Origin of the sequence: Peribacillus sp. FSL K6-5616 (assembly GCF_038008245.1) — a bacterium.
Classification (GTDB): domain Bacteria; phylum Bacillota; class Bacilli; order Bacillales; family DSM-1321; genus Peribacillus; species Peribacillus frigoritolerans.
In genome coordinates this window covers 2,578,808-2,605,509 of sequence record NZ_JBBOYT010000001.1, presented here as the reverse complement: position 1 = coordinate 2,605,509, position 26,702 = coordinate 2,578,808, and the positions used below count along the sequence as shown (strand labels likewise).

The following is a 26,702-nucleotide window of genomic DNA, read 5'->3' as shown; positions in this document are numbered from 1 at the left end:
GAGGGGGTAGAATGGCTTATGAATATTCCAAGGGATGGTTCATTCAGCAGCTAAAAGCCGCAGGGATTAGCTACCATCCAATTGAAAAAAGAAAGCTGGAGCTGTATAAAACTTATATCCTAAGGCGTTTATACGAGGATCTGCAAAAAAGATAATCATAAAAATAACCGCAACGTCGTTGACGTTGCGGTTATTTTTATAGGAATTTACTTATAAAAGGAAAGAAACAGGATATAAGGATACCTGCGATAGCCATTGCCGCACCTGCGACAGCCCCGGTAAACTCACTTTCCTGGGCAGCTTGAGCCGTTCCGAGACCATGAGCGATCGTACCATAGGCGATACCACGTGCGAAGGGCATCGTAATGTTTAGTTTATCCATCATTTTTGGAGCAATCATCGTACCCAGCACCCCTGTCAAAACGACGAAGGCAGCTGATATATTGGAATTTCCGCCATAAAGTTCCGTGATTTCAACCGCGATGGGCACTGTAATGGATTTAACTGCCAATCCTTGGAATATGAATGGCGGAAGTGAAAATGCTTTAGCGATGGCGAAGGCAATGATCAATGTGGCAAGGAGACCAAAAATCATGCCGCTAATTGCCGGCATTGCATATTTAACGATTATTTTTCTATTTTTATAAAGTGGGACGGCCAAAGCAACGGTAGCTGGTCCCAGGAAATAGGTGATGATGTCTTTTCCTGGTGAATAATCCTTGAAGTCCAAACCGCTGATCAGCAGTACGAGAATAATTGTAACCGTACTGAAAAATACGGGCGTCGTAAAAGGTGATGGATGTTTAGCATAGATTTTCCTTCCAATGAAATAGGCAAGGATGGTTATCAAGATGCTATATATTGTGATGAGCGCTGTCATGCTGTTTAATCTCTCCTCTATGGGATAGCTTCTGAACGGTCCATGCTGAAACGATGAATCCAAATATCAGGCTGACTCCCAATGTAAATGCCAAAGGCAAACCGAATTCAATGAAAAGCCATCCCATGGTCATTAAACTGATTGAAATGGGAATGAAGAAAAAGGCTAGGTGCTTTACCAAAAATCCTGAAGTAAGTTCAATCCATTCGACTTTTATGACCTTCGTCTGTAATAAACCGAATAACAGAATCATGCCGATGACGTTGCCTGGTATAGGTAAGTGAAGTAAATTGGCTAAATAATAGCCAAGCCTGCAAATGATGAGCAGGAAGATAAGCTGCACGATAAAAGCAAATGTTTTTTTCATGATTAAGTCCTTTCAATGACGCTTTGAATATATTGTTGAATTGGTCAATTGTATTCATTATAAAAAAATATCCCTAAAAAGAATAGGGATTTGCAGCAATCTATGTTTAACATCCTGTGAAACTGGAAAAAAGAGCTTTCCAGGTATGGAAGCTCCGGCCATTTTATGAAAGGATAAACAAAGCCATATTGAAATGTTCTTCGCACTATGCTTCAAGTAACTGCTGTTCGTCATCATCATGCTGTCTAAGGATATGAAAGTTGTATAAATCTTTAGGGATTTCATACAAATCGTAGATATCAGCTTCATGATTGATCTGATCATAAAGGGATTTTCTTGTTTCGTTGGCATTGACGGCATAGGGAAGCTTTTCTGCGGCTTTTATGGAGCGGATATTTTTTTTGCGAATTCGCATGAAGACCGTTTCCAAACCGAGCTCGAAAAAAAGCTCTTTGAAGAAAGCGTCTTTTGCGATGGCATTATACCCTTTTCCATGATAAGGCTTGCCAAGCCATGTGCCTAAGAAACCTGCACCATTTTCAATATCGTATAAAGAAATACAACCGATGGGATTTTCCCATTCATCCAAGATTGTTCGTGAAATGAGTTGCCCAGCATCTTCGGCTTCGATCGTTTGCTTAGTAATGAAAACATATTCTTCATATGAATCTACCTTATGGCGCACGAAAGGGAAGACATCTGGATGCGTCATTTGTTCATAAAGAGAAAAACAATCTGTGAAATCTCTCTTTTTTAACATTTCCGTCCCTCCGTTTGAGGGCAGTTCTTATGCGTAGTCGCTGCCCACCCTCGAAATTTTTTAAGTCGTTCATCAAAAAATTTCGGGGTGGGAATCGAACCCACTAGAACCGGAAACCGGTGGCGCACCATTTGCCTTCCCTATTTTTATTGTCAGAAAGTATGCAAATCTAAAGAACCTTACGAAGGTATAATACTAAAAAAAAAACGGTTTGGGAATAGGTTTTTTGCCTTTTTTTTTCGTCAAATTTCAACTTTTTCTCGAAGGGTGAAATCTTTAGGCAACCGTCTGCATTGTTCCATGAAAAACTGCTTTTTTCGCCCGCTTTTTTCTTTAAAATTTACCTGTGAATTGCATGAATAAAATGATTGCGCCAAGGGCCCATACATATATGGAGAATATTTTGAGTGAACGCTTTTTTAAGAAATCGATCATCCATACCACGGCTATATATCCAAAGATTGCTGCTGACAGGGTTCCGACGAAAAGCGCAGTGAGTGGAAGCCGTTCAACTTCTCCTGTAAAAATCGGTTTCATCTGAAATACGATGCCACCCGTAATGGCAGGAATGGAAAGCAAAAAGGAAAAATAGGCTGCAGTGGCCCTATCCAGTCTGCAGAAGAGGCCAGCGGCTATCGTTAAGCCGGAGCGCGAAAGAGCTGGCATGATGGCAGCAGCTTGGAAAGTACCGATGATCAGCGCATCTTTAATCGAAATTTCATGAAGGGATTTGCCGCCTTTCCTTACTCCGTCGGCTACCCATAAAATCAGTCCGGTCGCTAAAAATTCCCAGCCTATGGTCACGCCTGTTTTTGAAAGGCCATCAAACCAATCACCGAGTAAAATGCCGGCTATCACGGCAGGAATCGTCCCAGCAATGAGAAGCAGAGTCATTTTGGAGAAAGGATTTTTCAAAATGGCAATTATGTCATTCTTATAGACGACCAATAACGCCAGCAAGGTTCCGATGTGGAGCATGGTATCCAGAAAAATGCCGGCCTCGTCAAGGTGGAAAATATGCCGTCCTAAATATAAATGTCCAGTGCTTGAAATAGGTAAAAACTCAGTCAAGCCTTGAATGATCCCAAGGATGAAGGCTTGAAATTCATTCAGCAAAAAAACATCACTCCATTCTAGAAGGTATAGGACAATCCATTATTTAAACTGTATGCACAAGACGGATGAACATGTCCGGATTTTATTGGTGATATCAAGAAAAGGCAGTCCAGATTTACCTTCTTTCGAATATAATGAGAGGAAAAATGAAACTATTTTTCATTTGATTCGTAATTATTTATATGGGAAAGGAGGAGAAGACACTATGCCTACTAAAGATGAAAAAGTGTTTGCTGCCCTTATTTATGTGATCAGCTTTTTTACAGCATTTATCGGTCCTTTGGTGATTTGGTTATTGAAGAAGGACTCGTCACAATTTGTGGATTATCACGGAAGGGAATACTTGAATTTTTTCATTTCCTACACCGTATATTCAATAGTTGCAGGGATACTCACAATAGTATTGGTTGGATTCTTACTATTGCCGGTAATCGGGATAGCATTAGTCGTATTCACCATCATTGCTGCTGTTAGGGCTTATGAAGGAACGGATTATCGATTCCCGTTGATTTTCAGGATATTATAGAATGATGTAAAAGGATTCCGTTCATTCGGAGTCCTTTCAGACTGCAGTCAAACTTGAGGATAAGCGAGTTTGACTGCAGTTTTTTATTTGAAAAACGTTCCAGTGGATTTCAGAAATCCGCTCCCTTTCCGCCGACTGCCTGCCAAGCCTCCTCGCCTAGCGGCTGCGGTGTCTCGGCTAGCAAGTAATTCGGCAGGAGATTCGCAAATTTCTTCCATCAAATAAGGAATACAGTGAAAAATGTTAAGAATAAACTATTGTTTTAAAATTAGGTAGACCCCCATTTTGTAGATTCCGTTCGATGCGGAGTCCTTTTTTATTTGGACCGTGTTGGGAATTGCCCTTCTTTAAAAAGGGAATAGATCACATTAAAGCGAATAAAGTATTATGATAACTACTTCCCTGCACATTTAGGAAGCGGATCCGGGCGGATTGTGGTACTGCTAATCAATGGCCGCCCTAAAGGCGGTAATCTTTCTTGTAAGGAGTGAGGAGCAAAGCGGGATATGAATATACGTGAATATTATCAGAAAACGAGCAATTCAAATTTTCATGCATCTTGGGTATCTCTTCTTTTGGCCATTGTCTTTTTCATTTGCCATATTTTTGCGATGATTCCGGGCAATATATTATTGATAACTTCTCCTTTTATTTTCTTTAGCATTGCTCAATTTGTCAGTCATCGTATATATGAAAATAGAATGAAGGAATTGCCTGAAGAACATATCGGGACGAATGCCGGGTTATTAAAAAATGAACATGTTTTATTGACTTTTATGCCAGCACCGACTTTGCGACTGCTTCTCTTTGCGCCGGATGGGTCACTAATGGGCGAGGTACGTGATTTGAATATGAAGTGGTTCATGTGGATGATTCCCAATTTTTTGTCGATGCTAATGGCCAAGCGATATGAACTGGTGGACCATGAGGGGCGTTTGCTGGCTAAGTACCATATCAAAAAGGGGCTTTTCAATAAAATGACGATCCTGGATGATCAGGGCGGCATTATTGGATCGTATCAAGAAAATCGGTCATTCGTGAAGGTAAATGGAATGATCTATAAGGAAGATGGTACGGAATGGATGCCAATTGAAACGCCGGGAAGTGTAAATTCTTTCGAGATTGCCACAAAAGACGGGGAAAAGATCGCTTCATACCAAGAAGGCTGGATGCCTTTGGAGTGGGGGAAACGATTCAAGACTAATACACCCATACTTTCTTTTTCATCGAATGTTGCTGAAATTCCTAAAATCATTGTCTTTGGGTTCTGTGCAGCCACGCTGAATCATCGTTCAAATTGACTACGGTTCCCCTTTAGCAAATCTTTTAAATACCTGATATAATAATAGGAGATACATAGATTAAATACATAATAAAAGGTGGTAAATATGAGTTTACTTAATGAGATTCTGGATTATAATGAACAGTTTGTAGAAAAAGGTGAATATGTTAAGTATAGGACGGATAAGTTTCCTGAGAAACGTATGGTCATCATAAGCTGTATGGACACTCGGCTTGTTGAACTATTGCCAAAATCCTTGAATGTCAAAAATGGTGATGTCAAAATCCTGAAGACTGCCGGGGCAATCGTCTCACACCCATTCGGAAGTGTCATGCGGAGTATCCTTGTTGCTATTTATGAGCTAAAGGCAGATGAAGTATTGGTCATACCTCACCATGACTGCGGGATGGCATCAGTCGATGCCGATGCTGTAATGGACAAGATGATCGAACGTGATATACCAAAGAGCACCATCGATACACTGGGAGCTGCAGGAATCGATATCCGCAGTTGGCTTCGCGGATTTGATGATGTTTATGAAAGTTGTAAGAACAGCGTCGAAGTGATTAAAGGACATCCATTGATTCCTAAAAATATTCCTGTGCATGGTCTAATCATTTCGCCTGATACAGGGAAGCTGGAATTGGTAGTGGATGGGTATTCGCAAGAACAAAAATAATATATTCATCGAGGCTGTCGGGAGTATTTCCGACAGTTTTTTTCAAATTTTTATCCTTGCTATTTATTTTTATCCTTTTTTTTGTTAAAATCGCCAAGTGTAGTTTGTCACTAATACAAACGGGTGGGCGAGGGATAAATTTGATAAGGATACAACATGAAGAAATTAAACTTGGAAACGTTTTTTCATTTTTCCGACTATGGTACGAATGGAAAACGTGAAATCCTTGCTGGAGTGGTCGGCTATTTTACGATAGTCTATATTCTCATCGTGAATTCCCTGATTTTATCGGAAGCGGGCATACCGATTAATGGTGCAGTGATTGCCACGATTCTTTTATCTGCTTTAAGCTGTGTCATGATAGGACTTTGGGCAAATGTCCCAATCCTTCTCGTTCCAGGAATGGGCGTCAATGCCCTATTTGCTTATACCATGGTTCAAGGAATGGGTCTATCATGGCAATCGGCTCTTGGTGCTGTGTTTATCTCGGGGGTAATTTTTGTAATCATCGCTTTTACAAAATACTCCAAGATCATCAGTGATTCGATTCCAAGTTCGATAAAAGAAGCCATATCTGTTGGTCTTGGCTTATTCTTGATGCTGATCGGTCTTGAAAAGGGCGGGATAATCACAGGAGGTTCATCATCAATCGTCGCACTCGGAGATTTAAGCGATCCAGCGGTGTGTGCAACGGTGTTGACCTTTTTACTGGCGATCACGCTGTTCATCAAGAATGTCCCCGGTAATTTCATGATTACCATCCTGGCAGGCAGCCTCATTGCCTATTGGTTCGGGACGGTTCAACTATCGGAAATCCATCTTTCAGGCATTAACACAGCTTCCTACGGCGATCTTTTCTTTTCATTATCGTTTCTGGAAGCGAACCGGATTGAATTCTGGATAAGTGTATTTGCGATGACGATGGTTCTTGTTTTTGAAAATATTGGTCTTGTACACGGGCATGTAGACAGTATCAACCGCCAGGATGCCTATAAAAAGTCGCTGCAGGCGACAAGTGTGTCCGTTCTATTATCAGGCTTATTCGGTTCGAGTCCTACCGTTGCAACAGTTGAAACGGCAGCAGGAATCGCTTCAGGAGGCAGGACTGGTCTTACTTCAGTGGTGACGGGCGTGCTATTCATTCTATCACTGTTATTTATACCGGTGATTAAAGTAATCCCTGATAGTGCCATTGCCCCCATCTTAATTATCATTGGCATTTTGATGCTCGGAAACATAAAAAAGCTGAATTTCAGTGATTTAACCGAGAGCATACCTGCAATCATGATCATTACGATCATTCCTTTCACATACAGTATTGCCGATGGAATGGCATTCGGTTTCATCCTGTACCCATTCTTGAAGCTTGTAACCGGAAAAGCGAGAGAAGTGTCAGCCCCGATGTATGTGAGTGCCGGAATGTTCATCGTCTATTTCATTATTGGTATGATCGGTTAAAATTCAAAAGAGCGGTTGGAATGAGTTAATTCTTAGTCCAACCGCTTTCCTTATTGGTTTTTTCGTCGAAAAAATGGATTTAATATGATTTACGCGATGACACATCCAGCTCGAAAATGCTATGATATAGAATATTAAAAAATGATAAATGATAAGCAGCATATTAGAGGATGTGACAGGATGATTATTGAAGGTTTAAAAAGCCATGGTTCAGGAAATGATTTCTTGATCATTGATGAATTGACTACAACCCTGACGTTTACTGAAGAAGAGCGGAAAAATTTCGCGAAGGCCCTATGCAATAGGGAGAAGCTTGGAGCGGATGGTATTTTGTTCGTAATGAAAAGTGAACATGCTGATTGCCGGATGCGTGTCTTTAATGCAGATGGATCGGAAGCCTCAATGTGCGGTAATGGACTTCGCTGTGTGGCACGTTACGCGTATGACGTTCTTGGGCTCGATAAAATGATCGTGGAAACCATGAAGGCTAATTTACTCGTCGAAAAAACGGAAGATATTTATGAGGGGATTCCGACTTTCAAGGTGGAAATTTCCCCGGTAAGTTTTAATGTGAGAGATCTACCTCTTGTATTGGATAAAGAACAGCTGCAAAACGAAACATTGCCGGAACTGCATGATACCCTTTTATTTTCGGCATTAGCGGTTCCTAATCCACATTTGATCTCACTTGTCGATAGTGATGTTTTACAAAGTGATTTGCAGGAAAAACTTTCAACAAAGGTCAATCAACCGAATGAGCTTTTCCCTGATGGTGTCAATGTCAGCTTTGTGAAAGATTTGGAACCAGGGAGCATTTATGTGCGGACATTCGAACGTGGAGTTGGCTTCACGAATGCATGTGGAACGGCGATGTCGGCTTCTAGCCTAGTAACATGCTCTGTTGGGTTAAACGCGTTGGAAAGTGAAATATCTGTCTACAATAACGGTGGAAAAGTTAAATGCGTGGTCCACCATGATGAAGAAAGCCAAACGTATTCAATTGATTTAATCGGGAATGCAACCTATGAATTCAAGGTATCGATTGAAATAGACTTAGATCAGCCTGAAAAATTTGAAATGCTTGGAAAAGAGGATTTTGAATTGGAAACAAGCTTATATGCCAAGCTGCAGGATGAAGTGCAAAGTTATTTGAAAACAAAATTATAATGAAATTTTCAAACTGCAGGCGAACTCGAAAAAAGCGAGTTTTCCTGCAGTTTTCTTATTTAAAGTTGCAGTTGATTTCAGAGATCCGCTCGCTTTCCGCCGACTGTCTGCCAAGCCTCCTCGGCTCAAGAGCCTGTTGGGTCTCGGCTAGCCAGTTATTCGGCAGGAGTGTCGCAAATTTCTTCCATCCATTAAGGATTACATAAAAAAACTGAAGGATAAACTAGTCTTAAATAGGATTCGGAATAAGACGAGCCAGCAGTTTTTCTTTTAATACACAAAGTTGATTGGAACGGAAGGCGCGAGACTCCTGCGGGAAAAGCGAGTCCAAAGGAGACCCCACAGGCGCAAGAGCGCCGAGGACGGACCGCCCGCGGAAAGCTAGTGCCTGGAGTGGAAATCAACGTTCCCATTTTACAAACCCACAAAAAAACTTTCGGCAAATAATTACTATCTGGTTTGTGAACAAAAGGGTTCTATCCAAAGCTGATTGGAACAGAACAGAAGGTACGAGGCTCCTGCGGGAAAAGCGTGGCCAAGGGAAACCCCGCAGGCCAGCGCCGAGGGCGGACCGCCCGCGGAAAGCGAGTGCCTGGATTGGAAATCAACGATCAGAATTACTAACCTTCAAAAAAACGTTCGAGTTATTTTCAGAAGTCCGCTCCCTAACCGCTCGACTGTCTGCAAAGCTGCATCAAAGCAAAAACCGCCCGCGGAAAGCGATTTTCTAGAGCAACTTTCCATCATACCAATTAGTTAAGGGTCTTTTTTTGTTTTAGGAACGACAATACTTCCAAAAAGGCTGGTCCATTATCTACCAGTCGGTAATCCATAAACGCACACCCGTCTCTTTTTATTCTGTTTGGTAGGGTTTCAATCGTAAAGTCCTGTAACTGGAGACTTTCGTTCACTTCCTCCCAAAACAAAGGTGTAGCCACACCAGCGAAAGAATTTCCCCGTGGGGAATAAGGAAGAATGATGGTTTTTCCTTCACTATGCTGCACAAAGTCCAAGTAAAGTCGATTATGCCGATTTATTTTCATTCTTTCCGTTGTAAAATCATTCGGGTGGGAACTTGTTAAATAATCACCGAGAAAGTCAGTGAATATGCGTGTCTCCTGATAAGTAAATCTGTCTTCAGGCAGAGGGATGTGAATTTGCAGTCCTTTGTTACCTGAGGTTTTTACAAAAGCTTTAATCCTTAATGATTCCATCACCTTTTTTATTTCCTGTGCAGCCTTTACCGCAAAGGAGAAATATTCGATGGAAGGAGGATCCAAGTCCAGGACGATTTCGTCGGGTCTTGTTTTACCGGCTTTCTGAAATGGGGCATGAAATTCCAATGCAAGTTGATTACCAAACCAAAGGAGAGTTTCAATGTCGTTACACAGCATATATTCGATATCCTCATCCATGAACGTTTTAATAAAGTCCGGCGCATAATCAGGTTTGTTTTTTTGGAAAAATCTTTCTTTATCCAAAGTTCCATGAGGATAGCGGATCGTTGTAAGAAGCTTATCCTTCAAGAAGGGTAAGAAGAAAGCTGAAACCTCCCGTAAATAATGAAGGTATTCTACTTTTACCACCTGTTTACCTTCTGTTTTCCAAAGCGGTTTATCCCTGGAAGTTATTTGTACAGTATCTGGAAATGTATATTGCCCTAGCACGAATTTCTCCCAGGTACATTCGTCGGGAGAAGTTTGTAAAAGCCACTGCGAAAACTGAGGTTCACGCAATTCATTTTCCTCATATACGTGCAAGAATTGAACTTCAATGCAAATGGATGGATGGATATAAAAAAATTGTGCGTCTTCATTTGATGCATTTTGCTTGATCAATTGATGCAATATACTTTTATCTCGAGCACTCAGTCCATTTTTGACACTCCCGATTTTCGTTACGGCACCTTCTTTGAAAACTGCAAGGGACACGTAGCCATTTTCTTTGTGCAATGCTGTGATGAAACAAGAAGCGGTCTTCCAATTTTTCACCTTAATCCAAGATGTTGTACGTCTTCCTTCTTGCCAAGCACCCCGAGTTTCCTTGGCGACAATCCCTTCACCATCTAACAAGGTGACCTTATTCAAGGCAATATCCAAAACGTCAAAACTCTCTATTAATTGTATCAAAGCCTTATCGGTGGGATCAGGAGGCATAGGAAGACCGAGTTTTCCCCCCATATTCAACATCAATTCCCTTCGTTCCACCATAGGTTTATCTGCTACGTCTTTTCCGCTGATGCGAAGCAGGTCAAACGCTATAAACCGACATGGGGAAAAACGGGCATTTTCTGAAATTAAGGATTGTTTCCCAAGGCGTCCTCGCCACTGTATTTGAAAAAAGTCCGCCTTCGCCTGATTCGTAAGCCAGACCAATTCTCCATCTAATTGAAGCGGGAGATAACCTTCCAGGTCCAGGTCTTTGATGAAAGCAATGATTTCTGGGAATTGAGGTGATAATTCCTTTTCATTTCGACTCGAAATGCTTATGGTATCGGAGTCTATCGTTAAAATAGCCCTAAAGCCGTCATATTTGACTTCATAACGCCAATCCTTGGATTTGGGGGCTTCAGGGTAATAGGTAGGCAGCATCGGTTTCATTTTTGTATTTACCTCCGCAAATAATTGATAACATTATTTTGCCAAAAAAACGAAGTGTTAGAGTTGGCAATTGTTTTTTCGGTTTTTTTTGAACAAAGGGGAATAATAAAATTGTTCTTCTCATCAAAAATAAGTTATGAGGTGACGAATATGCATACGATGTGGAAGGGGAGCATATCATTCGGTTTGGTGAACATTCCGATCAAACTTCATGCTGCAACGGAGGATAAGGATATATCTTTAAGGACGTTGCATAAGGAATGTCATACACCGATTAAATACGAAAAGGTTTGTCCAGTATGCGAGAAAGAAGTGGGGAAGGATGATATAGTCCGCGCTTTTGAGTATACAAAGGGAAAGTTTGTTGTATTGGAAGACAATGAACTAGAACAACTAAAAAAACAAAACGAAGAAAAAGCCGTGGAAATCGTGGATTTCGTTAAAATTGAAGAAATAGATCCCATTTATTTTAACCGGAGTTATTACATGTCCCCAAATGACGGGGGGATAAAAGCTTATTCCCTTTTGAGGCAGGCCCTCAAGGAATCGAATAAGGTTGGTTTGGCAAAAATCATCATTCGCTCCAAAGAACAAATGGCGGTAATCCGAGTCGTTGATAATACCTTGGTTATGGAAACAATTCATTATCCGGATGAAGTCCGCTCCACAGCGGATGTTCCGAATATCCCTGCCAATGATACCATAGTAAAAAAAGAAATCGATACTGCCGTATTATTGATAGATCAATTAACGACTACTTTCGATCCGACAAAATACACCGATGACTATCGAACCGCGTTACTAGAATTGATTGAATCGAAGAAAACGGGACAGACGACGATTACAGCGAAAACAAAAGAACCAGTTTCCAACAATGTAACCGATTTAATGGAGGCATTACAGGCATCCATAGACCGAACAAAACATGATGAACCGGAAAAGAAAAAGACGACCCGAAAGAAAGCGGCACCGAAAAAAAAGAAACAAGCGTAAACAGGAAGCTGAGCGGAAGACGGATGATGTCGCTCGGCTTTCTGCTTGTTTTTGCAAGGAATCAGGCTTCTAATAAGGAAATGAAAGGGACTTGATAAGGAGGGAAGGAAAGTACAAATAGGTGAGTCGATCAAGATGCAAGAAACTGAATGGAATTACAGGGAATTAGTGGATATTAATGAAAGCAAAAAAAATTCGCTCCCTAAAGAGCGACAATGAGGAATTCAATCGTGAAAATCAACATATAGGCGAACGGTTGTAGTTTTCGACTATATATTGTGTTCATATTCTACCATATTTAATTCTGAAATAGCAACTAAATTACTGAAACTAACCTATGAATTTTTCTGGAAATCAATGATATTTCGCCCATTAACTGCTCATATGGCTTTTTCATTTCATATACATATAAAAAGGTACTGAATAAAATGGATTTTTAGTATAATTTATACATATAGGATGATATAAATTTAATATGAATGGAAGATGCAAAATGGAATATGGAAAAATCAAATCACTACATGCGGGGAAGCCGAAACATGAAATTTTTTCGAATATCGATATCTTTTCAGCCATGGATAAACAAGCACAGGATAATTTGACAGTGACTAAAGCTGGCATAATCGGCGATGGTGTCGGTAATGTAAAGTTCCATGGAGGTCCTGATCGGGCTTTGTGCTTTTACCCATTTGAGCATTATTCATTATGGAATGAAAAATTCTCCAAAAAGCTGGATATCCCTGCATTCGGTGAAAATTTAACTATAGCGGGGATGAGGGAAGAAACAACGTATATCGGCGATATTTATCAAATAGGCGATGTGATTGTTCAAATTAACCAAGGGAGGATACCTTGTTCGACCATTTCCTTCTTCAATCAAGAACCTAAGTTTTTGGAACTCGTGCTGAAAACGAGTTTCACTGGTTATTTTGCAAGAGTACTTCAAGAAGGAACGATAAATAAACAAAACGAGATTGTGCTAATAGATCGTCTACAAGAAAAAATTTCTGTCCATTACGCAGCAGAGGTCATCCTTCATAAACGAGATGGGCTGGAAGGTGCTAAGGCTTTACTTACACTAGAATCGTTAGCGGAAGACTGGAAACAAAGGATCTTGAAGAGGGTTCAAGCAGCAAAAAATTGAATGATTTTTGCAAAAGTGAAAAAAATGTCGATCAGGTATTGAAATTGACAGATTATTAATGTAAATTAAATATAATCAAATTTTGAAATCTTATGAAAATTATATAAATGGATCTTATCGAGAGAGGTGGAGGGACTGGCCCGAAGAAACCTCAGCAACCAGCTTAGGCAAAGGTGCTAAATCCAGCAAGCAGAGCTTGATAGATGAGGAGAATGTTTCAAAAACCTTCTTCTTTGAGAAGGTTTTTTTTCCTTTTCTCTCATACTCATAGAATACGACAAAAACAGGATTGTTTTTGAGAGAGGGTGTAATGATGAATTTTCGTAAAGAATTAAAAGAAAGAATGCTGATTGGAGAAGGGGCAATGGGAACCTTGCTTTACTCTAATGGCATTGATCAATGTTATGAGGAATTAAACTGTACGAACCCAGATCAAATAGAGTCCATCCATCGAGCCTATCTGGAAGCTGGTGCAGATATCCTTCAATCGAATACATACGGAGCCAATTTCAATAAATTGAAGCGGTATGGACTTGAAGATGAAGTGAGCAGAATCAATCGCCAGGGAGTCATTCTTGCTAAAAAAGCGGCAAAAGGAAAAGCATACGTCTTCGGTACCATAGGGGCTCAGCGGAGTATCAGGAAATCGGATTTAAGCATGGAAGAGATAAAACGGGGTTTTCGTGAACAGCTATACAGTCTGTTGATGGAAAATCCTGATGGGATTCTCCTGGAAACATTTTATGACCTGGAAGAACTGGAAACCGTCCTGCAAATCGTTAAAAATGAAACGGGACTGCCGATTATCGCAAATGTCTCGATGCATGAACTGGGTAATCTTCAAAGTGGAATCCATTTAAATGAAGCCTTTCAAAAACTCGAGCAATTGGGTGCCGATGTGGTTGGTGTGAATTGCCGCCTCGGACCACATCATATGATTCGGGCCTTGGAAGAAGTGAGTTTGCCAAAGCAAGCATCGATTGCCATTTACCCTAACGCCAGCCTGCCGGATTATGTCGATGGGAGGCTCGTTTATAAAGCTGTGCCGGAATATTTCGGTTCTAGTGCCCTGGAACTTCGTGAGCAAGGCGCCGCGATCATAGGAGGGTGCTGTGGAACGACTCCACTGCATATTCAAGCTGTAAAGCATGCAATTGGAAGTTTGGCTCCCGTGAAAGAGAAATTTACGAAATCCCGTGAAATAGAAGTAATTGAAGTGAACGATAGGGAATTGGAACTTCCCCTTTACGAAAAAGCCAAAACGGAACGGACGATTCTTGTTGAGCTTGATCCACCGAAAAAGCTAGGGATAGAGAGCTTCATGACTGGTGCTGAGGTTTTGAAAAAAGCAGGGGTCGATTCCATTACATTAGCGGACAATTCACTTGCCTCACCAAGGATATCGAATGATGCACTGGCTAATTTACTGAAGAACCAATTGAATATAAATCCGATGGTGCATATAACATGCCGTGATCGAAATTTGATTGGCCTGCAGTCACATTTAATGGGTCTGCAGACGGTAGGGCTGAACGAAATATTGATCATCACCGGAGACCCTTCAAAAATTGGCGACTTCCCGGGTGCCACTTCGGTTTATGATTTATCTTCCTTTGACCTGATAAGCATGGTCAAACAATTTAATGAAGGTCTTTCCTATTCCGGTCAAAGTTTGGGGCAACGGGCAAATTTTAAAATTGCGGCAGCTTTTAATCCCAATGTGAAATATCTGGATAAAGCCGTACAGAGAATGGAAAAGAAGATTGCCTGCGGTGCTCAATCCTTTTTGACACAGCCAATTTATTCCTTGGAGCAAATCGAAGAAGTATATGAAGCGACAAAACATCTAGAAACCCCGATTTTCATCGGTATCATGCCCTTAACAAGCACCCGGAACGCCGAATTCATCCATAATGAGATCCCAGGCATCAAATTGCCTGATAATGTTAGAAGGGCCATGGCTCTAGCGGGGGATGACCCTGTAAAGTCAAGGATTGAAGGGGTGAATATTGCGCGGGAACTGGTGGACTCGGCTAGGGAAAAATTCAAGGGCATATATTTAATCACTCCATTCCTTCGCTATGAAATGACGGCGGAACTTACGAAATATATTAGAAAAGTCGATAGTAAACAGACATCAGAGGTGGCAGTACATGAATAAAAAAACGATTCAAGATCAGTTAAATTCTAAAATTCTCCTACTTGATGGGGCGATGGGAACGATGCTTCAAGCGGAGAATTTGACAGCAGACGATTTTGGCGGAGAACAATTCGAGGGCTGCAATGAATATTTATCACTGACGCAACCGGAAATCATCCAATCCATTCATGAAAAATATTTAGCAGCGGGCGCAGATATCATAGAAACAAATACCTTTGGAGCGACCAGCATCGTCCTTGAGGAATACCAAATAAGTACGATTGCCTACAAGCTAAATAAAATTTCAGCTGAGCTTGCCGTTAAAGCTTGTGAAAAGTATTCCAATGATGAATGGCCAAGATATGTAGCTGGCTCGATGGGCCCCACTACAAAAACGCTTTCCGTAACGGGCGGCACTACTTTTGATGTTTTAACAGATTCTTATGAAGAGCAGGCACTGGGACTCTTGGATGGCGGGGTAGACTTGCTGTTGGTGGAAACCTGTCAGGATATGCTTAATGTCAAGGCTGCCTTTTCTGGAATCAAAGCAGCATTCGCTAAAACGGGAAAAGATGTGCCTGTCATCATATCAGGAACTATCGAACCGATGGGCACGACACTTGCAGGACAGTCCATAGAAGCTTTTTATTTATCGGTTGAACATATGAAGCCCGTAGCTGTCGGCCTTAATTGTGCAACAGGGCCGGAATTCATGATAGACCATATCAGGACACTTGCAGATATATCAAATAGCGCCATCAGCTGTTATCCGAATGCCGGGCTCCCTGATGAAGAAGGCCACTATCATGAATCACCTACTTCCCTGGCAGAGAAAATGAAGCAATTTGCCGAAAAGGGATGGGTCAATATCATTGGCGGATGTTGTGGTACGACACCAGAGCATATTAAAGAACTTACCAGGGTACTCGAAGGCATGAAGCCCCGTACAATTACGGATACTGCCCATGGTCATGCCGTATCAGGGATAGAGCCGCTAATTTATGATGATTCAATGCGTCCTTTATTCGTAGGGGAGAGGACGAATGTTATCGGTTCCCGAAAATTCAAGGAGCTGATACGTGGAAAGCATTACGAGCCAGCTGCCGAGATTGCACGTAACCAGGTAAAGAAAGGCGCCCATGTCATTGATATCTGTCTTGCTGATCCTGATGGGGATGAGCTTGGCGACATGAAGGAATTTGTAGAAGAGGTCGTCAAAAAAGTGAAAGTCCCATTGGTCATAGACACTACGGATGAAGTCGTACTTGAACAAGCATTAAAACATTCACAAGGAAAATCGATCATTAATTCCATAAACCTTGAAGATGGTGAGGAGCGCTTTGAAAAAATAGTACCCTTAGTCCATCAATATGGTGCTGCCGTTGTCGTAGGAACCATTGATGAAATTGGGATGGCCGTTGATGCTGAACGGAAATTGGAAGTGGCTACACGGTCTGTGGATTTGCTCGTCAATAAGTACGGTCTAAACAAAAATGACATCATTTTTGATCCGCTGGTATTTCCTGTAGGCACAGGGGATGAACAATATATTGGATCTGCATTGGAGACGGTGAATGGAATAAAGGCAATTAAAGAAAAGTTTCCGGAATGCTTAACGATACTTGGCATTTCCAACGTTTCATTCGGTCTGCCAGCGAGGGGAAGGGAAATATTAAATGCCGTTTTCCTTTACCATTGTACAAAAGCGGGTCTCGATTATGCTATCGTGAATACAGAAAAACTTGAACGTTTCGCTTTGATACCGGAAGAGGAAGTGAAATTGGCTGAGGCACTCCTGTTTGAGACTTCAACTGAAACTTTAGCGATTTTTACTGAATTTTATCGTGGGAAAAAAGCGGAGAAGAAGGATGATGGTGTGATCCTGCCATTGGACGAACGTCTTGGTAACTATATTATCGAAGGAACGAAAGAAGGATTGATTGATGATTTAAATGAAGCGATAGAGCGCGGTGATACCCCGTTGGAAATCATCAATGGACCATTGATGGATGGGATGAGTGAAGTGGGGCGGCTGTTCAATGACAACCAACTTATTGTCGCAGAGGTGCTTCAGAGTGCTGAAGCGATGAAGGCGGCTGTAGCTCACCTTGAACCACTTATGGAAAACGCTGAAGATAGTGCTAAGAAAGGGAAAATCCTGTTGGCGACCGTCAAGGGAGATGTGCATGATATCGGGAAAAACCTAGTGGATATCATTCTATCCAATAACGGCTATGAAGTCATTGATTTGGGAATAAAGGTCGCACCGCAACAAATCATCGAAGAGGTTCGAAAACATGAGCCAACCATCATTGGCCTATCTGGGTTACTTGTAAAATCTGCACAGCAAATGGTTTTAACCGCGCAGGATTTAAGGCAAGCGGGGATAGATACCCCCATTTTAGTTGGAGGGGCAGCATTATCCCGTAAATTCACGGATTTTAAAATTTCACCTGAATATGAAGGGCCGGTTTTATATTCCAAAGATGCGATGGATGGTTTGGCGGTAACGAATATTTTACATGACGCCGACAAAAAAGTGGTGTACCTGGAAGAGTTGGTCGAGAAACGAGAAAGATCGAAAGCGAATGCCGCCATTGCTGCCACGTTGGAAAAACCTGTTCGTAAGCAGTCCACAGCGGCTCCTTTAAGCGATGTTCCTGTTCAAACACCGCGTGACATCAAACGTCACGTCCTGAAAAACTATCCATTGGATGTCGTCCAGCCATATATAAATAGGCAAATGCTGATTGGTCATCATTTGGGGTTAAAAGGCAAAGTTATCGAATTGCTTAAGCAAGGGAATGAAAAAGCAGTGCAGCTCAATGATCTCGTTGACGAATTGATCGAATTCCTAAAGACGGAACCGGATTATGGTTTGCATGCAGTTTATCAATTTTTCCCTGCTCAAAGCGAAGGAGATAAGCTATTTATATACAATCCGGACAATCATCAGGAGGTTTTGGAAACTTTCGACTTCCCCCGGCAAGATACGAATCCGCATCTTTGTTTAGCGGACTTCGCAAAATCGATTTCCTCCGGGCAAATGGATTATGTTGGTTTCTTCCTGGTCACTGCCGGAAAAGGAATCAGGAAATGGGCAGAAAAACTGAAGCTTGAAGGTGATTTCTTGAAAAATCACGCCCTTCAATCACTTGCTCTCGAAACAGCTGAAGGGTTCGCGGAAAGAATTCATCAATTAATGCGGGATGATTTAGGTATAAGCGACCCGATTGATATGTCCATGAAAGAGCGATTTGCAGCTAAGTACACCGGGCAAAGGTTTTCATTTGGTTATCCTGCTTGTCCTAATCTGGAAGACCAGGAGAAGCTATTCCGCCTGTTGCAACCTCAAGATATTGGCGTGGAATTGACTGAAGGATGCATGATGGAACCAGAGGCTTCCGTTTCAGCCATTGTTTTTGCACATCCTGAAGCTCGTTACTTTAATGTCGATCGATAACTTCATTTAATAAAGGCAGCGGTATTTTTTACCGCTGCCTTATTGCGCATGAAACCCCTTAACTGGTACACCTTAATGGTCAAAAGGAAGGGGATGCAGCACCTATGAAGAAGATGCTAAAATTAATTCTTGTCATCGCGAGTTCTTTCATTATTATTTTGTTTGATGTGGATGTGCAAAACATTCAAGTGCATGCAGTGGTTCCTGAAGAGATGACACCGCTGCTAAAAAGTAAGGCGAATCAGAAAATCGCTTATTTGACCTTCGATGACGGACCATCCTTGAATACCATGGAGATATTGAATATTTTGGACCGCTATCATGTTAAGGCCACATTTTTCGTTAAAGGTAACGAAGAACCATACGCAAAGAGATGTTATCAGGAAATGATATCCCGCGGTCATTCGATCGCCCTTCATTCTTATACACATGATTATTCCATCGTTTATCGGTCGACTGAGAGTTTCTTTCAAGATTTGAATAGGCTTGAAACCATGCTGCAAGAGGAGTATGGGATAAAAAGCCGTATTGTGCGCCTTCCTGGCGGCTCGAATAATCGTCTGCGGCATCAGGCGTCAACGAAACCAATCATCAATGGAATCCTTCAGCAACTAAAGGAAAAAGGGTATATTTATTTTGATTGGTCCATTGACTCGACAGATGGCTTCAGTCCGTCAATAAGTGAACAACAAATCATTACTGCTGTGCAAAAAGGGACGAAAAATCAAAAGCATGTTAATATCTTATTGCATGATATCAATAGTATGAAAAACACTGTGAAAGCGTTGCCTGATATAATTGAATTCCTTAAAAAAGAAGGATATTCCTTTGATACCATTGATGAGACTACGCCGAAAATGCAATTTAATTGATGAACACATTGTTTAACTATAGTAAATTAAGGTATAGGATATTGAGATTACAATGCGAAAGGATTTATCGTCTCTATGATGCCATCATTGTTTTTATCACATGGAACACCGCTATTAGCTTTGGAAAAGAATAGCTATACTCTTTTTTTGAAGGAGTATATGCAAACAATGAAGAAACCTGCTGCCATCGTTATTTTGTCAGCACATTGGGAAAATGAAGATCAAATGATTTCTGCAGTGGGGAAGCATGAAGTCATTTACGATTTTGCTGGATTTCCTGAAGAAATATTTCAGATAACATATCCTGCGAGGGGATGCCTGGAGCTGTCAGATCGAATTTTAACCTTATTGTCCAGGATAGATGTTTTGGGGGAACTTGATGAAAGGCGCCCCCTTGATCATGGAGCATGGGGGCTTTTGCATCTCATGTACCCCGAAGCTGATATCCCGACCGTATCTATGTCCATTAGTCCTTCACTGCCATTCTACAAGCAGTATGAAATTGGGAAAGCATTGAGGGAATTAAAGGAAAATAATGTCCTGATCATAGGAAGCGGTGGAATTGTCCATAATTTCACACATATTCAGAAAGATATGCATGTCGCAGAGGGATGGGCAATCGAGTTTGAGAACTGGGTCGAAGAAAAAATCATGAAATGGGATTTGCAATCTTTGTTCAATTATGAAAATATCGCCCCTTACAGTACAGAGGCTGTGCCTTCCAAAGAGCATTTCATTCCATTGGTCATCGCAATGGGCACAGGGGATGACCATAAAAAAGCGGCTCTTCTGCACAGAAGCTTTCAATATGGCAATCTAAGTTTAACAGCTTGGAAGTTTGAGTGAGGTGAAAGGGCTTTCAAACTAGTTAAATTTACCTGAAAAATAATCATTATACAAAAATACAAAAATCTTTTTTTAGCGAAAAAAAGACTTAAATGAGCAAAAAAGACAGTTAAAAGCGATTTTTGACGAATTAAGCAGAAATATAGTTGAAAAAAGGTTGTATAAAGTGGTTTAACCTTTGGATATTTCGACAAAAACATGTTAATATAACATCTGAAAACGTTTTATCCTTTAAAATTTTATTATTCAATAACCAAAGTTATTTATTATATATCTTATATATATCATATATTTGGGGAAAATTTAGAAGAAAGAAATTTGGGAATGGATAAAACGTAATGAAAAAAATTATGAGAAAAATTTGGGGGTTTACAAAATGACCATCAATGATTCTAAGGTATTAGACCACTGGAAAGCTTTTTCGGGTCCAAACCTTGGGTATGTCATGGAGCAATACGATTTATTTCTAGCCAACCCGGAAGAAGTGGATCCGGAACTGAAAAACTTTTTTGAAGTAGCAGGTCCTCCTTCATTCGATGTATCGGCAGAAACAACGACTGTAAGTGCATCAACTGTACAAACTGGAGAAGTTCTTCCAATGAAGAAAATTATGTCTGCAGTTAATTTAGCTGAAAATATCCGTGCATACGGGCATCTTGCTGCAAATATTTATCCTTTAAAAGAAGAAGCTCTGGACACTGAACAAATTCACTTTGAAAAATATGGCTTGACTGCAGATGATTTAAGGAAAATACCGGCGGACTTAATTTGTCCGGAATCACCTGAAGACGTTAAAGACGGATACGAAGCCGTGCAATACCTAAAACAACTCTATACAAAAACGATAGCCTTTGAATTTCATCATGTTAATGACTTGGATGAAAAGCAATGGCTTACTGATATGGTCGAATCTGGAAACATGTTCCCGGAAGTGGGAAAAGAGAAAAGAGAACTATTACTTAAACGATTGAATGAAGTAGAAGGTTTCGAGAAATTCCTTCACCGCACATATGTAGGGCAAAAACGTTTCTCTATTGAAGGACTGGATGCTTTGGTTCCGATTTTAGATGAAATGATTTCACAAACTGTCCAAAACGGAACGGGTAATGTGAATATTGCCATGGCTCACCGTGGACGTTTGAATGTGCTTGCACATGTATTAGGAAAGCCTTATGAGGTCATTTTCTCTGAATTCCAACATTCACCGAATAAAGATTTGGTTCCTTCCGAAGGTTCGACAGGCATTAACAATGGATGGACAGGTGATGTTAAATATCATTTAGGTCTGGATAAACAGATTACTAAAGCTAATATACAAAAAGCAAGGATTACACTTGCCAATAACCCAAGTCACTTGGAAGTAGTCGGTCCAATCGTGGAAGGGTATTCTCGTGCGGCTCAAGAAGACCGTACAGAAAAAGGATTCCCGGTGCAAGACATTTCCAAATCTCTTGCAATCCTGATTCATGGTGATGCTGCATTCCCAGGTGAAGGAATTGTACCTGAAACGTTTAACTTAAGCCGTTTACGCGGTTATCAAGTTGGCGGCGCAATCCATATCATCGCCAATAACATGATCGGTTTTACAACGGAAAGTGAAGATTCACGTTCAACCTTATATGCTAGTGATTTGGCAAAAGGCTTTGAAGTGCCGATCGTGCATGTAAATGCAGATGATCCAGAAGCATGTATGGCTGCTGTGAACCTTGCTAACCTATATCGTGAAAAATACAACAAGGATTTCTTGATCGACCTGATCGGTTACAGACGTTTCGGCCATAACGAAATGGATGAGCCATTGGTGACTCAACCTGAAATGTATGCATTAATCCATAAGCATCCAACCGTAAAAGAGCTTTATGGGAAAAAACTTATTGAATCCGGCGAGTTCACTGAAGCTGAAGTTAAAGCGATTGCTGAGCAAGTGGATTCAAGGCTTGCAGATGCATATGCGAAAATTTCCGGAAATAAACCGGAAGCTTCCAAAGAATGTAATCCTCCTGGGATTATTGAAAAAGGACTTCCAGCCATTGAAACGGCAGTTCCGAAACAAGAACTTGTTACAATTAACGAAGAGCTTGTTAAGTGGCCGGAAGGATTCACCCCTAATAAAAAATTAGGAAAGATCTTATCACGTCGCTTGGATTCCTTTGGTCCTGACGGAAAAATCGATTGGGCACATGCCGAGACATTGGCTTTTGCATCGATTTTAAGTGACGGCACGCCAATCCGTTTGACAGGACAAGATTCAGAGCGTGGAACATTCGCACAACGTAATATCATGTTACATGATAGTGTTAATGGAAAAACATATTCACCACTTCACACACTTGAAACTGCCAAAGCTTCATTCGCTGTTCATAACAGCCCGCTTACGGAAACGGCAGTTCTGGCTTATGAATATGGTTATAATGTTTTTGCACCTGAGACACTTGTATTATGGGAAGGCCAATTCGGTGACTTCGCTAATACAGCACAAGTGATCTTTGACCAATTCATCGCGGCTGGCCGTGCTAAATGGGGTCAAAAATCAGGTCTTGTCATGCTGCTTCCACACGGTTATGAAGGACAAGGGCCAGAGCACTCAAGTGCACGACTGGAACGCTTCCTTCAATTAGCAGCTGAAAACAACTGGACAGTTGCTAACTTAAGTTCGGCAGCTCAATACTTCCATATCCTTAGAAGACAAGCTAAGATTTTGGATCAAGAACAAGTACGTCCGCTTGTCATCATGACACCAAAGAGTATGCTTCGTAATCAAGTGATGGCTTCTACAACAGAAGAATTCAGTGAAGGCGCATTTGAATCATTCGTAGAAACCAAAGCATTGGGCAAAAAACCTAAATCGGTTGAACGCATTGTTTTTGCAACAGGTAAATTGGCGGTTGAACTTCGTGAAAAAGCGGCAACTGAAAAAAATACGGATTGGTTGCAAATCATCAGTATCGAAGAAATTTATCCATTCCCATTCACTGGAGTTCAAGAAGCCCTGAAAAAATATACAAATCTTAAAGAAATCTTCTGGGCTCAAGAAGAACCTAAAAACATGGGTGCTTGGACATTTGTTGAACCTCGCCTAAATGCAGCGGCTCCTGGCAATCTTTCAGTAACATATATAGGAAGGAAGCGCAGATCAAGCCCGGCTGAGGGAGATCCACTTGTCCATAAAAATGAACAACAACGGATTATGACTCAAGCAATTACACGCAATAATGAGGGGGAGAAATAAAATGGCTGAAGTAAAAGTACCTGAATTAGCAGAATCAATTTCTGAAGGATCTATTGCGCAATGGTTAAAACAACCCGGTGATCACGTTGAAAAAGGAGAATATGTCCTTGAGCTTGAAACGGATAAAGTGAACGTTGAAATCATTTCAGATTATACTGGTACACTTTCTGAACATTTAGCAGAAGAAGGCGATACTGTCCAAGTCGGACAGGCTATCGCCATCGTTGATGAAAATGGATCAGCTGCAGCAGCTCCAAAAGCGGAAGCTCCTAAGGTTGAAGAAGCTAAAGCAGAACCAGTTAAGGCTGAACAAGCGGCTCCTGCTAAAGAGGCTCCTAAATCAGAAGCGAAAGAAGCATCATCCACTCAACAAGTTATTGCATCACCAGCTGCAAGGAAATTGGCTCGTGAAAAAGGAATTGACTTGACTCAAGTGCCTGTAGCAGATCCACTAGGTCGTGTACGTGTACAAGACGTAGAAGCAGCAAGTAATGCACCTGCAGCTCCTGCAGCACCTGCGGCAGCTCCAAAACAAGCTCCTGCAGCTAAACAAGCAGCCGCACCTGTTGAAGTGAATGATGACCGCATTGAAGTGGTTAAGATGACACGCCGTCGTCAAACCATTGCCAAACGTCTAGTTCAAGTACAATCAGAAGCAGCCATGCTTACTACTTTTAACGAAGTCGATCTTTCTGCAGTCATGGAATTGCGTAACCGCCATAAGGATTCTTTCGTGAAAACAAATGATGTTAAACTTGGTTTCATGTCATTCTTCACTAAAGCGGTCATTGGCGCATTGAAAAAATATCCGTTATTGAATGCTGAAATCCAAGGCGACCATATCCTGAAAAAGAACTTTTATGATATCGGTGTAGCAGTATCCACTGATGAAGGTCTTGTCGTTCCGGTTGTAAGGGATGCTGACCGCAAAAGCTTTGCTGAAATCGAAAAGAACATTTCGGATTTAGCTGTTAAAGCCCGTAACAACAAACTGGGACTTTCAGATCTATCAGGTGGTACTTTTACCATCACTAACGGAGGGACTTTCGGTTCCCTATTATCAACACCAATCTTGAATGCCCCTCAAGTTGGGATCTTGGGCATGCATACAATCAAGACTCGTCCAATCGCCGTTGGAGACCAAATCGAAAACAGACCAATGATGTACCTTGCATTATCTTATGATCACCGTATCGTAGACGGAAAAGAAGCAGTTGGTTTCTTAGTGGCCATCAAGGATATGCTTGAAGATCCAGAACAACTTTTACTTCAAGGCTAATAAAATAATACTACCCCCCTGTCATCTTGACATGGGGGTATTTTTTTGTTGAACAGAAAGGATATTTTCATAGAAAAAAAGATAATGAAATTCAAGAAAGTTCATTTCTAATAAAAATGAATGTTTTTGAATGTATTTTTGAATGAATTTGATTATTTTTAAACGTTTATGATTGATTATTCCTTCATTTTCATATATGATGATGATATTAAAGTGAGGTGGGCGAATTGTTGACAACTGAAAGGCACCAGTTCATCTTATCGATCCTTAAAGAACAAGGAACGGTAAAGCTGCAGGAGCTTGTAGATCAGTTACAAGCCTCGGAGTCGACCATTCGGAGAGATTTAGTGCAACTCGAAGAAATGAAGCTCTTGAAACGCGTGCATGGCGGTGCCTCTTTACTGCAAAGAAAAGGCCTTGAACCAACAACTATGGAAAAGCAATACAAAGCAAGAGCTGAAAAACAACTTATAGCAAAGCTGGCGGCTTCATTCATAGAGAAAAATGATTGTATATATCTTGATGCTGGGACGACAACTGCCGAAATGATTCCTTATTTAAAAGATAAAAATATAACGGTACTGACAAATGGTCTTATGCATATTCCAAAACTCATCGAATTGGAAATCAAAACAGTGTTAGTTGGCGGAACGATAAAATTTTCGACAAATGCGATTATAGGAAGTAATGCTGTACAGTTTTTGAATGAATACCGTTTTGATAAATGTTTCTTGGGAATGAACGGCATCCATCAAGAATTGGGTTTCACAACACCCGACCCGGAGGAAGCCCTGCTGAAGAAGATGGCATTACGCCTCTCTAATGAGACCTACGTGCTTGCTGACAGTTCAAAACTTAATGAAGCTACTTTCGCCAAGGTAGCAGATGTAAGCGATGCCATTATCCTTACTGACAGCAATGATGAAGAGGCTGTTGCTTACCTTCAAAAAAATCCAAAGGTAAAGGTCGTGACCATTTAATGATTTATACAGTGACACTTAATCCATCCATCGATTACCTGGTCGAAGTGGAGAGCTTTCAAATGGGCAAGGTGAATCGAACCAGTTATGATGCAAAATTCCCTGGAGGGAAAGGAATCAATGTTTCCCGTGTGCTAAAAAGGCTGGGAAATAGTACAACAGCGTTAGGTTTCATCGGTGGACAAACAGGTGAATTTGTAAAAAGGTTTTTAAGACAGGAAGAGATTTTCACGGACTTTACAGAAATAGCTGGAGATACAAGAATTAACATAAAATTGAAAACAGGGCTTGAGACAGAAATAAATAGCCAAGGGCCAGTCATTTCAAAAGGGAATTATCAACAATTATTTAGTCAGATTGAACAGTTGAACAATAATGATATCCTTATTTTGTCAGGAAGCATCCCTCCAAGCGTTCCTTCGGATGTATACGAAGCCATGTCAAGGTCTTGTATCCATAATGGCATTAAAGTGGTGGTGGATACGAGTGGCAAGGAATTACTGGATGTCCTTCCACACCGGCCATTTTTAATAAAGCCCAATCATCATGAACTGGGTGAGCTTTTTTCCACCGAAATAAGTACGGTTGATGATGCTAGGGAATATGGCGCAAAATTGGTTGAAGCAGGAGCACAGAACGTTATTGTCTCAATGGCGGGACAGGGGGCCGTCCTTTGCTCGGGAGGAGAATCATATTCCGCAAATGTTCCAAAAGGGAATGTCATCAACTCAGTGGGTGCCGGTGATTCCATGGTCGCAGGTTTCATCGGGACATATGAAAGGACAGGGGATATTCTATCTGCTTTCCGCTTCAGTCTTGCGGCAGGAAGTGCTACAGCCTTTTCATCCGATCTCGGTACATTGGATAAAATTGAAGAGTTATTACCGCAAATTGTTATCAATCAACTAACAGGAGGCTGAC

General features: G+C 41.1%; 21 protein-coding genes and 1 riboswitch. Of the genes, 16 read left to right on the top strand and 5 right to left on the bottom strand.

Features of this window, described 5'->3' with window-relative positions:
* Nucleotides 1–11: 11 nt before the first annotated feature.
* A complete protein-coding gene (locus MHB45_RS12400; protein WP_072273150.1) occupies nt 12–155 on the top strand; it encodes a DUF2639 domain-containing protein in 144 nt (47 codons plus the stop codon).
* A 41-nt stretch (nt 156–196) separates the two neighbouring features.
* Here the strand turns inward: MHB45_RS12400 and MHB45_RS12395 are convergent, their stop codons facing one another.
* From MHB45_RS12395 to MHB45_RS12380, 4 genes are all read right to left on the bottom strand, one after another.
* Nucleotides 197–880: an LrgB family protein gene (locus tag MHB45_RS12395; protein WP_063593858.1), complete on the bottom strand. Its 684-nt coding sequence runs from the start codon at nt 878–880 to the stop codon at nt 197–199.
* A complete protein-coding gene (locus MHB45_RS12390; protein ID WP_053087462.1) occupies nt 855–1,247 on the bottom strand; it encodes a CidA/LrgA family protein in 393 nt (130 codons plus the stop codon). The genes MHB45_RS12395 and MHB45_RS12390 overlap by 26 nt, the downstream gene beginning before the upstream one ends.
* 205 nt (nt 1,248–1,452) lie before the next feature.
* Entirely contained in the window at nt 1,453–2,007 is a 555-nt protein-coding gene (locus MHB45_RS12385; RefSeq protein ID WP_048688640.1) for a GNAT family N-acetyltransferase, read from the bottom strand.
* Nucleotides 2,008–2,340: 333 nt separating this feature from the next.
* Complete coding sequence (locus MHB45_RS12380) at nt 2,341–3,120, bottom strand: undecaprenyl-diphosphate phosphatase (protein WP_048688674.1); 780 nt, start codon at nt 3,118–3,120, stop codon at nt 2,341–2,343.
* A gap of 208 nt (nt 3,121–3,328) precedes the next feature.
* Here MHB45_RS12380 and MHB45_RS12375 point away from each other — a divergent pair, with 208 nt between their 5' ends.
* From MHB45_RS12375 to dapF, 5 genes are all read left to right on the top strand, one after another.
* The gene (locus MHB45_RS12375; protein WP_048688671.1) at nt 3,329–3,649 is read left to right on the top strand and encodes a DUF4870 domain-containing protein; all 321 of its coding nucleotides are present in this window, start codon (nt 3,329–3,331) and stop codon (nt 3,647–3,649) included.
* A 506-nt stretch (nt 3,650–4,155) separates the two neighbouring features.
* A complete protein-coding gene (locus MHB45_RS12370) occupies nt 4,156–4,950 on the top strand; it encodes a hypothetical protein (RefSeq protein ID WP_340907893.1) in 795 nt (264 codons plus the stop codon).
* Nucleotides 4,951–5,037: 87 nt separating this feature from the next.
* Nucleotides 5,038–5,610, top strand: coding sequence for a beta-class carbonic anhydrase (locus tag MHB45_RS12365; protein WP_048688633.1), 573 nt, complete (start codon nt 5,038–5,040; stop codon nt 5,608–5,610).
* A gap of 156 nt (nt 5,611–5,766) precedes the next feature.
* On the top strand, nt 5,767–7,068 hold the full coding sequence (locus MHB45_RS12360) for an NCS2 family permease (RefSeq protein WP_048688630.1): 1,302 nt from the start codon (nt 5,767–5,769) through the stop codon (nt 7,066–7,068).
* Between the two features lie 180 nt (nt 7,069–7,248).
* Nucleotides 7,249–8,235 (top strand): diaminopimelate epimerase, encoded by a 987-nt coding sequence (gene dapF, locus MHB45_RS12355; protein ID WP_048688626.1) that lies wholly within the window; start codon nt 7,249–7,251, stop codon nt 8,233–8,235.
* A 752-nt stretch (nt 8,236–8,987) separates the two neighbouring features.
* Here dapF and ligD read toward each other — a convergent pair.
* The gene (gene ligD / locus MHB45_RS12350; protein WP_048687772.1) at nt 8,988–10,835 is read right to left on the bottom strand and encodes a DNA ligase D; all 1,848 of its coding nucleotides are present in this window, start codon (nt 10,833–10,835) and stop codon (nt 8,988–8,990) included.
* A gap of 150 nt (nt 10,836–10,985) precedes the next feature.
* On the opposite strand from ligD, the gene ku reads away from it, so the two are divergent.
* From ku to pfkB, 10 genes are all read left to right on the top strand, one after another.
* A complete protein-coding gene (gene ku, locus MHB45_RS12345; RefSeq protein ID WP_048687774.1) occupies nt 10,986–11,828 on the top strand; it encodes a non-homologous end joining protein Ku in 843 nt (280 codons plus the stop codon).
* Nucleotides 11,829–12,321: 493 nt separating this feature from the next.
* Nucleotides 12,322–12,972 (top strand): MOSC domain-containing protein, encoded by a 651-nt coding sequence (locus MHB45_RS12340; RefSeq protein WP_072273149.1) that lies wholly within the window; start codon nt 12,322–12,324, stop codon nt 12,970–12,972.
* 111 nt (nt 12,973–13,083) lie between these two features.
* Nucleotides 13,084–13,182: riboswitch (SAM riboswitch) on the top strand.
* Between the two features lie 103 nt (nt 13,183–13,285).
* Nucleotides 13,286–15,133 (top strand): bifunctional homocysteine S-methyltransferase/methylenetetrahydrofolate reductase, encoded by a 1,848-nt coding sequence (locus MHB45_RS12335; RefSeq protein WP_072273148.1) that lies wholly within the window; start codon nt 13,286–13,288, stop codon nt 15,131–15,133.
* Entirely contained in the window at nt 15,126–18,575 is a 3,450-nt protein-coding gene (gene metH, locus MHB45_RS12330; protein ID WP_048687778.1) for a methionine synthase, read from the top strand. Before MHB45_RS12335 ends, metH begins: the two co-directional genes overlap by 8 nt.
* A 104-nt stretch (nt 18,576–18,679) precedes the next feature.
* Complete coding sequence (locus tag MHB45_RS12325) at nt 18,680–19,447, top strand: polysaccharide deacetylase family protein (protein ID WP_048687781.1); 768 nt, start codon at nt 18,680–18,682, stop codon at nt 19,445–19,447.
* Between the two features lie 75 nt (nt 19,448–19,522).
* Nucleotides 19,523–20,293, top strand: a complete 771-nt coding sequence (locus MHB45_RS12320; RefSeq protein WP_048687783.1) for a dioxygenase family protein — start codon at nt 19,523–19,525, stop codon at nt 20,291–20,293.
* A gap of 376 nt (nt 20,294–20,669) precedes the next feature.
* The gene (locus MHB45_RS12315) at nt 20,670–23,522 is read left to right on the top strand and encodes a 2-oxoglutarate dehydrogenase E1 component (protein ID WP_048680007.1); all 2,853 of its coding nucleotides are present in this window, start codon (nt 20,670–20,672) and stop codon (nt 23,520–23,522) included.
* Nucleotide 23,523: 1 nt separating this feature from the next.
* A complete protein-coding gene (odhB, locus tag MHB45_RS12310; protein ID WP_048680004.1) occupies nt 23,524–24,801 on the top strand; it encodes a 2-oxoglutarate dehydrogenase complex dihydrolipoyllysine-residue succinyltransferase in 1,278 nt (425 codons plus the stop codon).
* A 227-nt stretch (nt 24,802–25,028) separates the two neighbouring features.
* Nucleotides 25,029–25,781: a DeoR/GlpR family DNA-binding transcription regulator gene (locus MHB45_RS12305; protein ID WP_048679998.1), complete on the top strand. Its 753-nt coding sequence runs from the start codon at nt 25,029–25,031 to the stop codon at nt 25,779–25,781.
* Nucleotides 25,781–26,701, top strand: coding sequence for a 1-phosphofructokinase (pfkB, locus tag MHB45_RS12300; protein ID WP_048679995.1), 921 nt, complete (start codon nt 25,781–25,783; stop codon nt 26,699–26,701). The genes MHB45_RS12305 and pfkB overlap by 1 nt, the downstream gene beginning before the upstream one ends.
* Nucleotide 26,702: the final 1 nt, after the last annotated feature.

Excerpts from the sequence above, each read along its gene's own strand:
- metH (WP_048687778.1), top strand. The coding sequence starts at position 15,126 with ATGAATAAAAAAACGATTCAAGATCAGTTAAATTCTAAAATTCTCCTA.
- ligD (WP_048687772.1), bottom strand. The coding sequence starts at position 10,835 with ATGAAACCGATGCTGCCTACCTATTACCCTGAAGCCCCCAAATCCAAG.
- MHB45_RS12390 (WP_053087462.1), bottom strand. The coding sequence starts at position 1,247 with ATGAAAAAAACATTTGCTTTTATCGTGCAGCTTATCTTCCTGCTCATC.
- MHB45_RS12340 (WP_072273149.1), top strand. The coding sequence starts at position 12,322 with ATGGAATATGGAAAAATCAAATCACTACATGCGGGGAAGCCGAAACAT.
- MHB45_RS12335 (WP_072273148.1), top strand. The coding sequence starts at position 13,286 with ATGAATTTTCGTAAAGAATTAAAAGAAAGAATGCTGATTGGAGAAGGG.
- ku (WP_048687774.1), top strand. The coding sequence starts at position 10,986 with ATGCATACGATGTGGAAGGGGAGCATATCATTCGGTTTGGTGAACATT.
- MHB45_RS12400 (WP_072273150.1), top strand. The coding sequence starts at position 12 with ATGGCTTATGAATATTCCAAGGGATGGTTCATTCAGCAGCTAAAAGCC.
- MHB45_RS12395 (WP_063593858.1), bottom strand. The coding sequence starts at position 880 with ATGACAGCGCTCATCACAATATATAGCATCTTGATAACCATCCTTGCC.
- odhB (WP_048680004.1), top strand. The coding sequence starts at position 23,524 with ATGGCTGAAGTAAAAGTACCTGAATTAGCAGAATCAATTTCTGAAGGA.
- MHB45_RS12320 (WP_048687783.1), top strand. The coding sequence starts at position 19,523 with ATGATGCCATCATTGTTTTTATCACATGGAACACCGCTATTAGCTTTG.
- MHB45_RS12370 (WP_340907893.1), top strand. The coding sequence starts at position 4,156 with ATGAATATACGTGAATATTATCAGAAAACGAGCAATTCAAATTTTCAT.
- MHB45_RS12385 (WP_048688640.1), bottom strand. The coding sequence starts at position 2,007 with ATGTTAAAAAAGAGAGATTTCACAGATTGTTTTTCTCTTTATGAACAA.
- MHB45_RS12315 (WP_048680007.1), top strand. The coding sequence starts at position 20,670 with ATGACCATCAATGATTCTAAGGTATTAGACCACTGGAAAGCTTTTTCG.
- MHB45_RS12360 (WP_048688630.1), top strand. The coding sequence starts at position 5,767 with ATGAAGAAATTAAACTTGGAAACGTTTTTTCATTTTTCCGACTATGGT.
- pfkB (WP_048679995.1), top strand. The coding sequence starts at position 25,781 with ATGATTTATACAGTGACACTTAATCCATCCATCGATTACCTGGTCGAA.
- MHB45_RS12365 (WP_048688633.1), top strand. The coding sequence starts at position 5,038 with ATGAGTTTACTTAATGAGATTCTGGATTATAATGAACAGTTTGTAGAA.
- MHB45_RS12325 (WP_048687781.1), top strand. The coding sequence starts at position 18,680 with ATGAAGAAGATGCTAAAATTAATTCTTGTCATCGCGAGTTCTTTCATT.
- dapF (WP_048688626.1), top strand. The coding sequence starts at position 7,249 with ATGATTATTGAAGGTTTAAAAAGCCATGGTTCAGGAAATGATTTCTTG.
- MHB45_RS12375 (WP_048688671.1), top strand. The coding sequence starts at position 3,329 with ATGCCTACTAAAGATGAAAAAGTGTTTGCTGCCCTTATTTATGTGATC.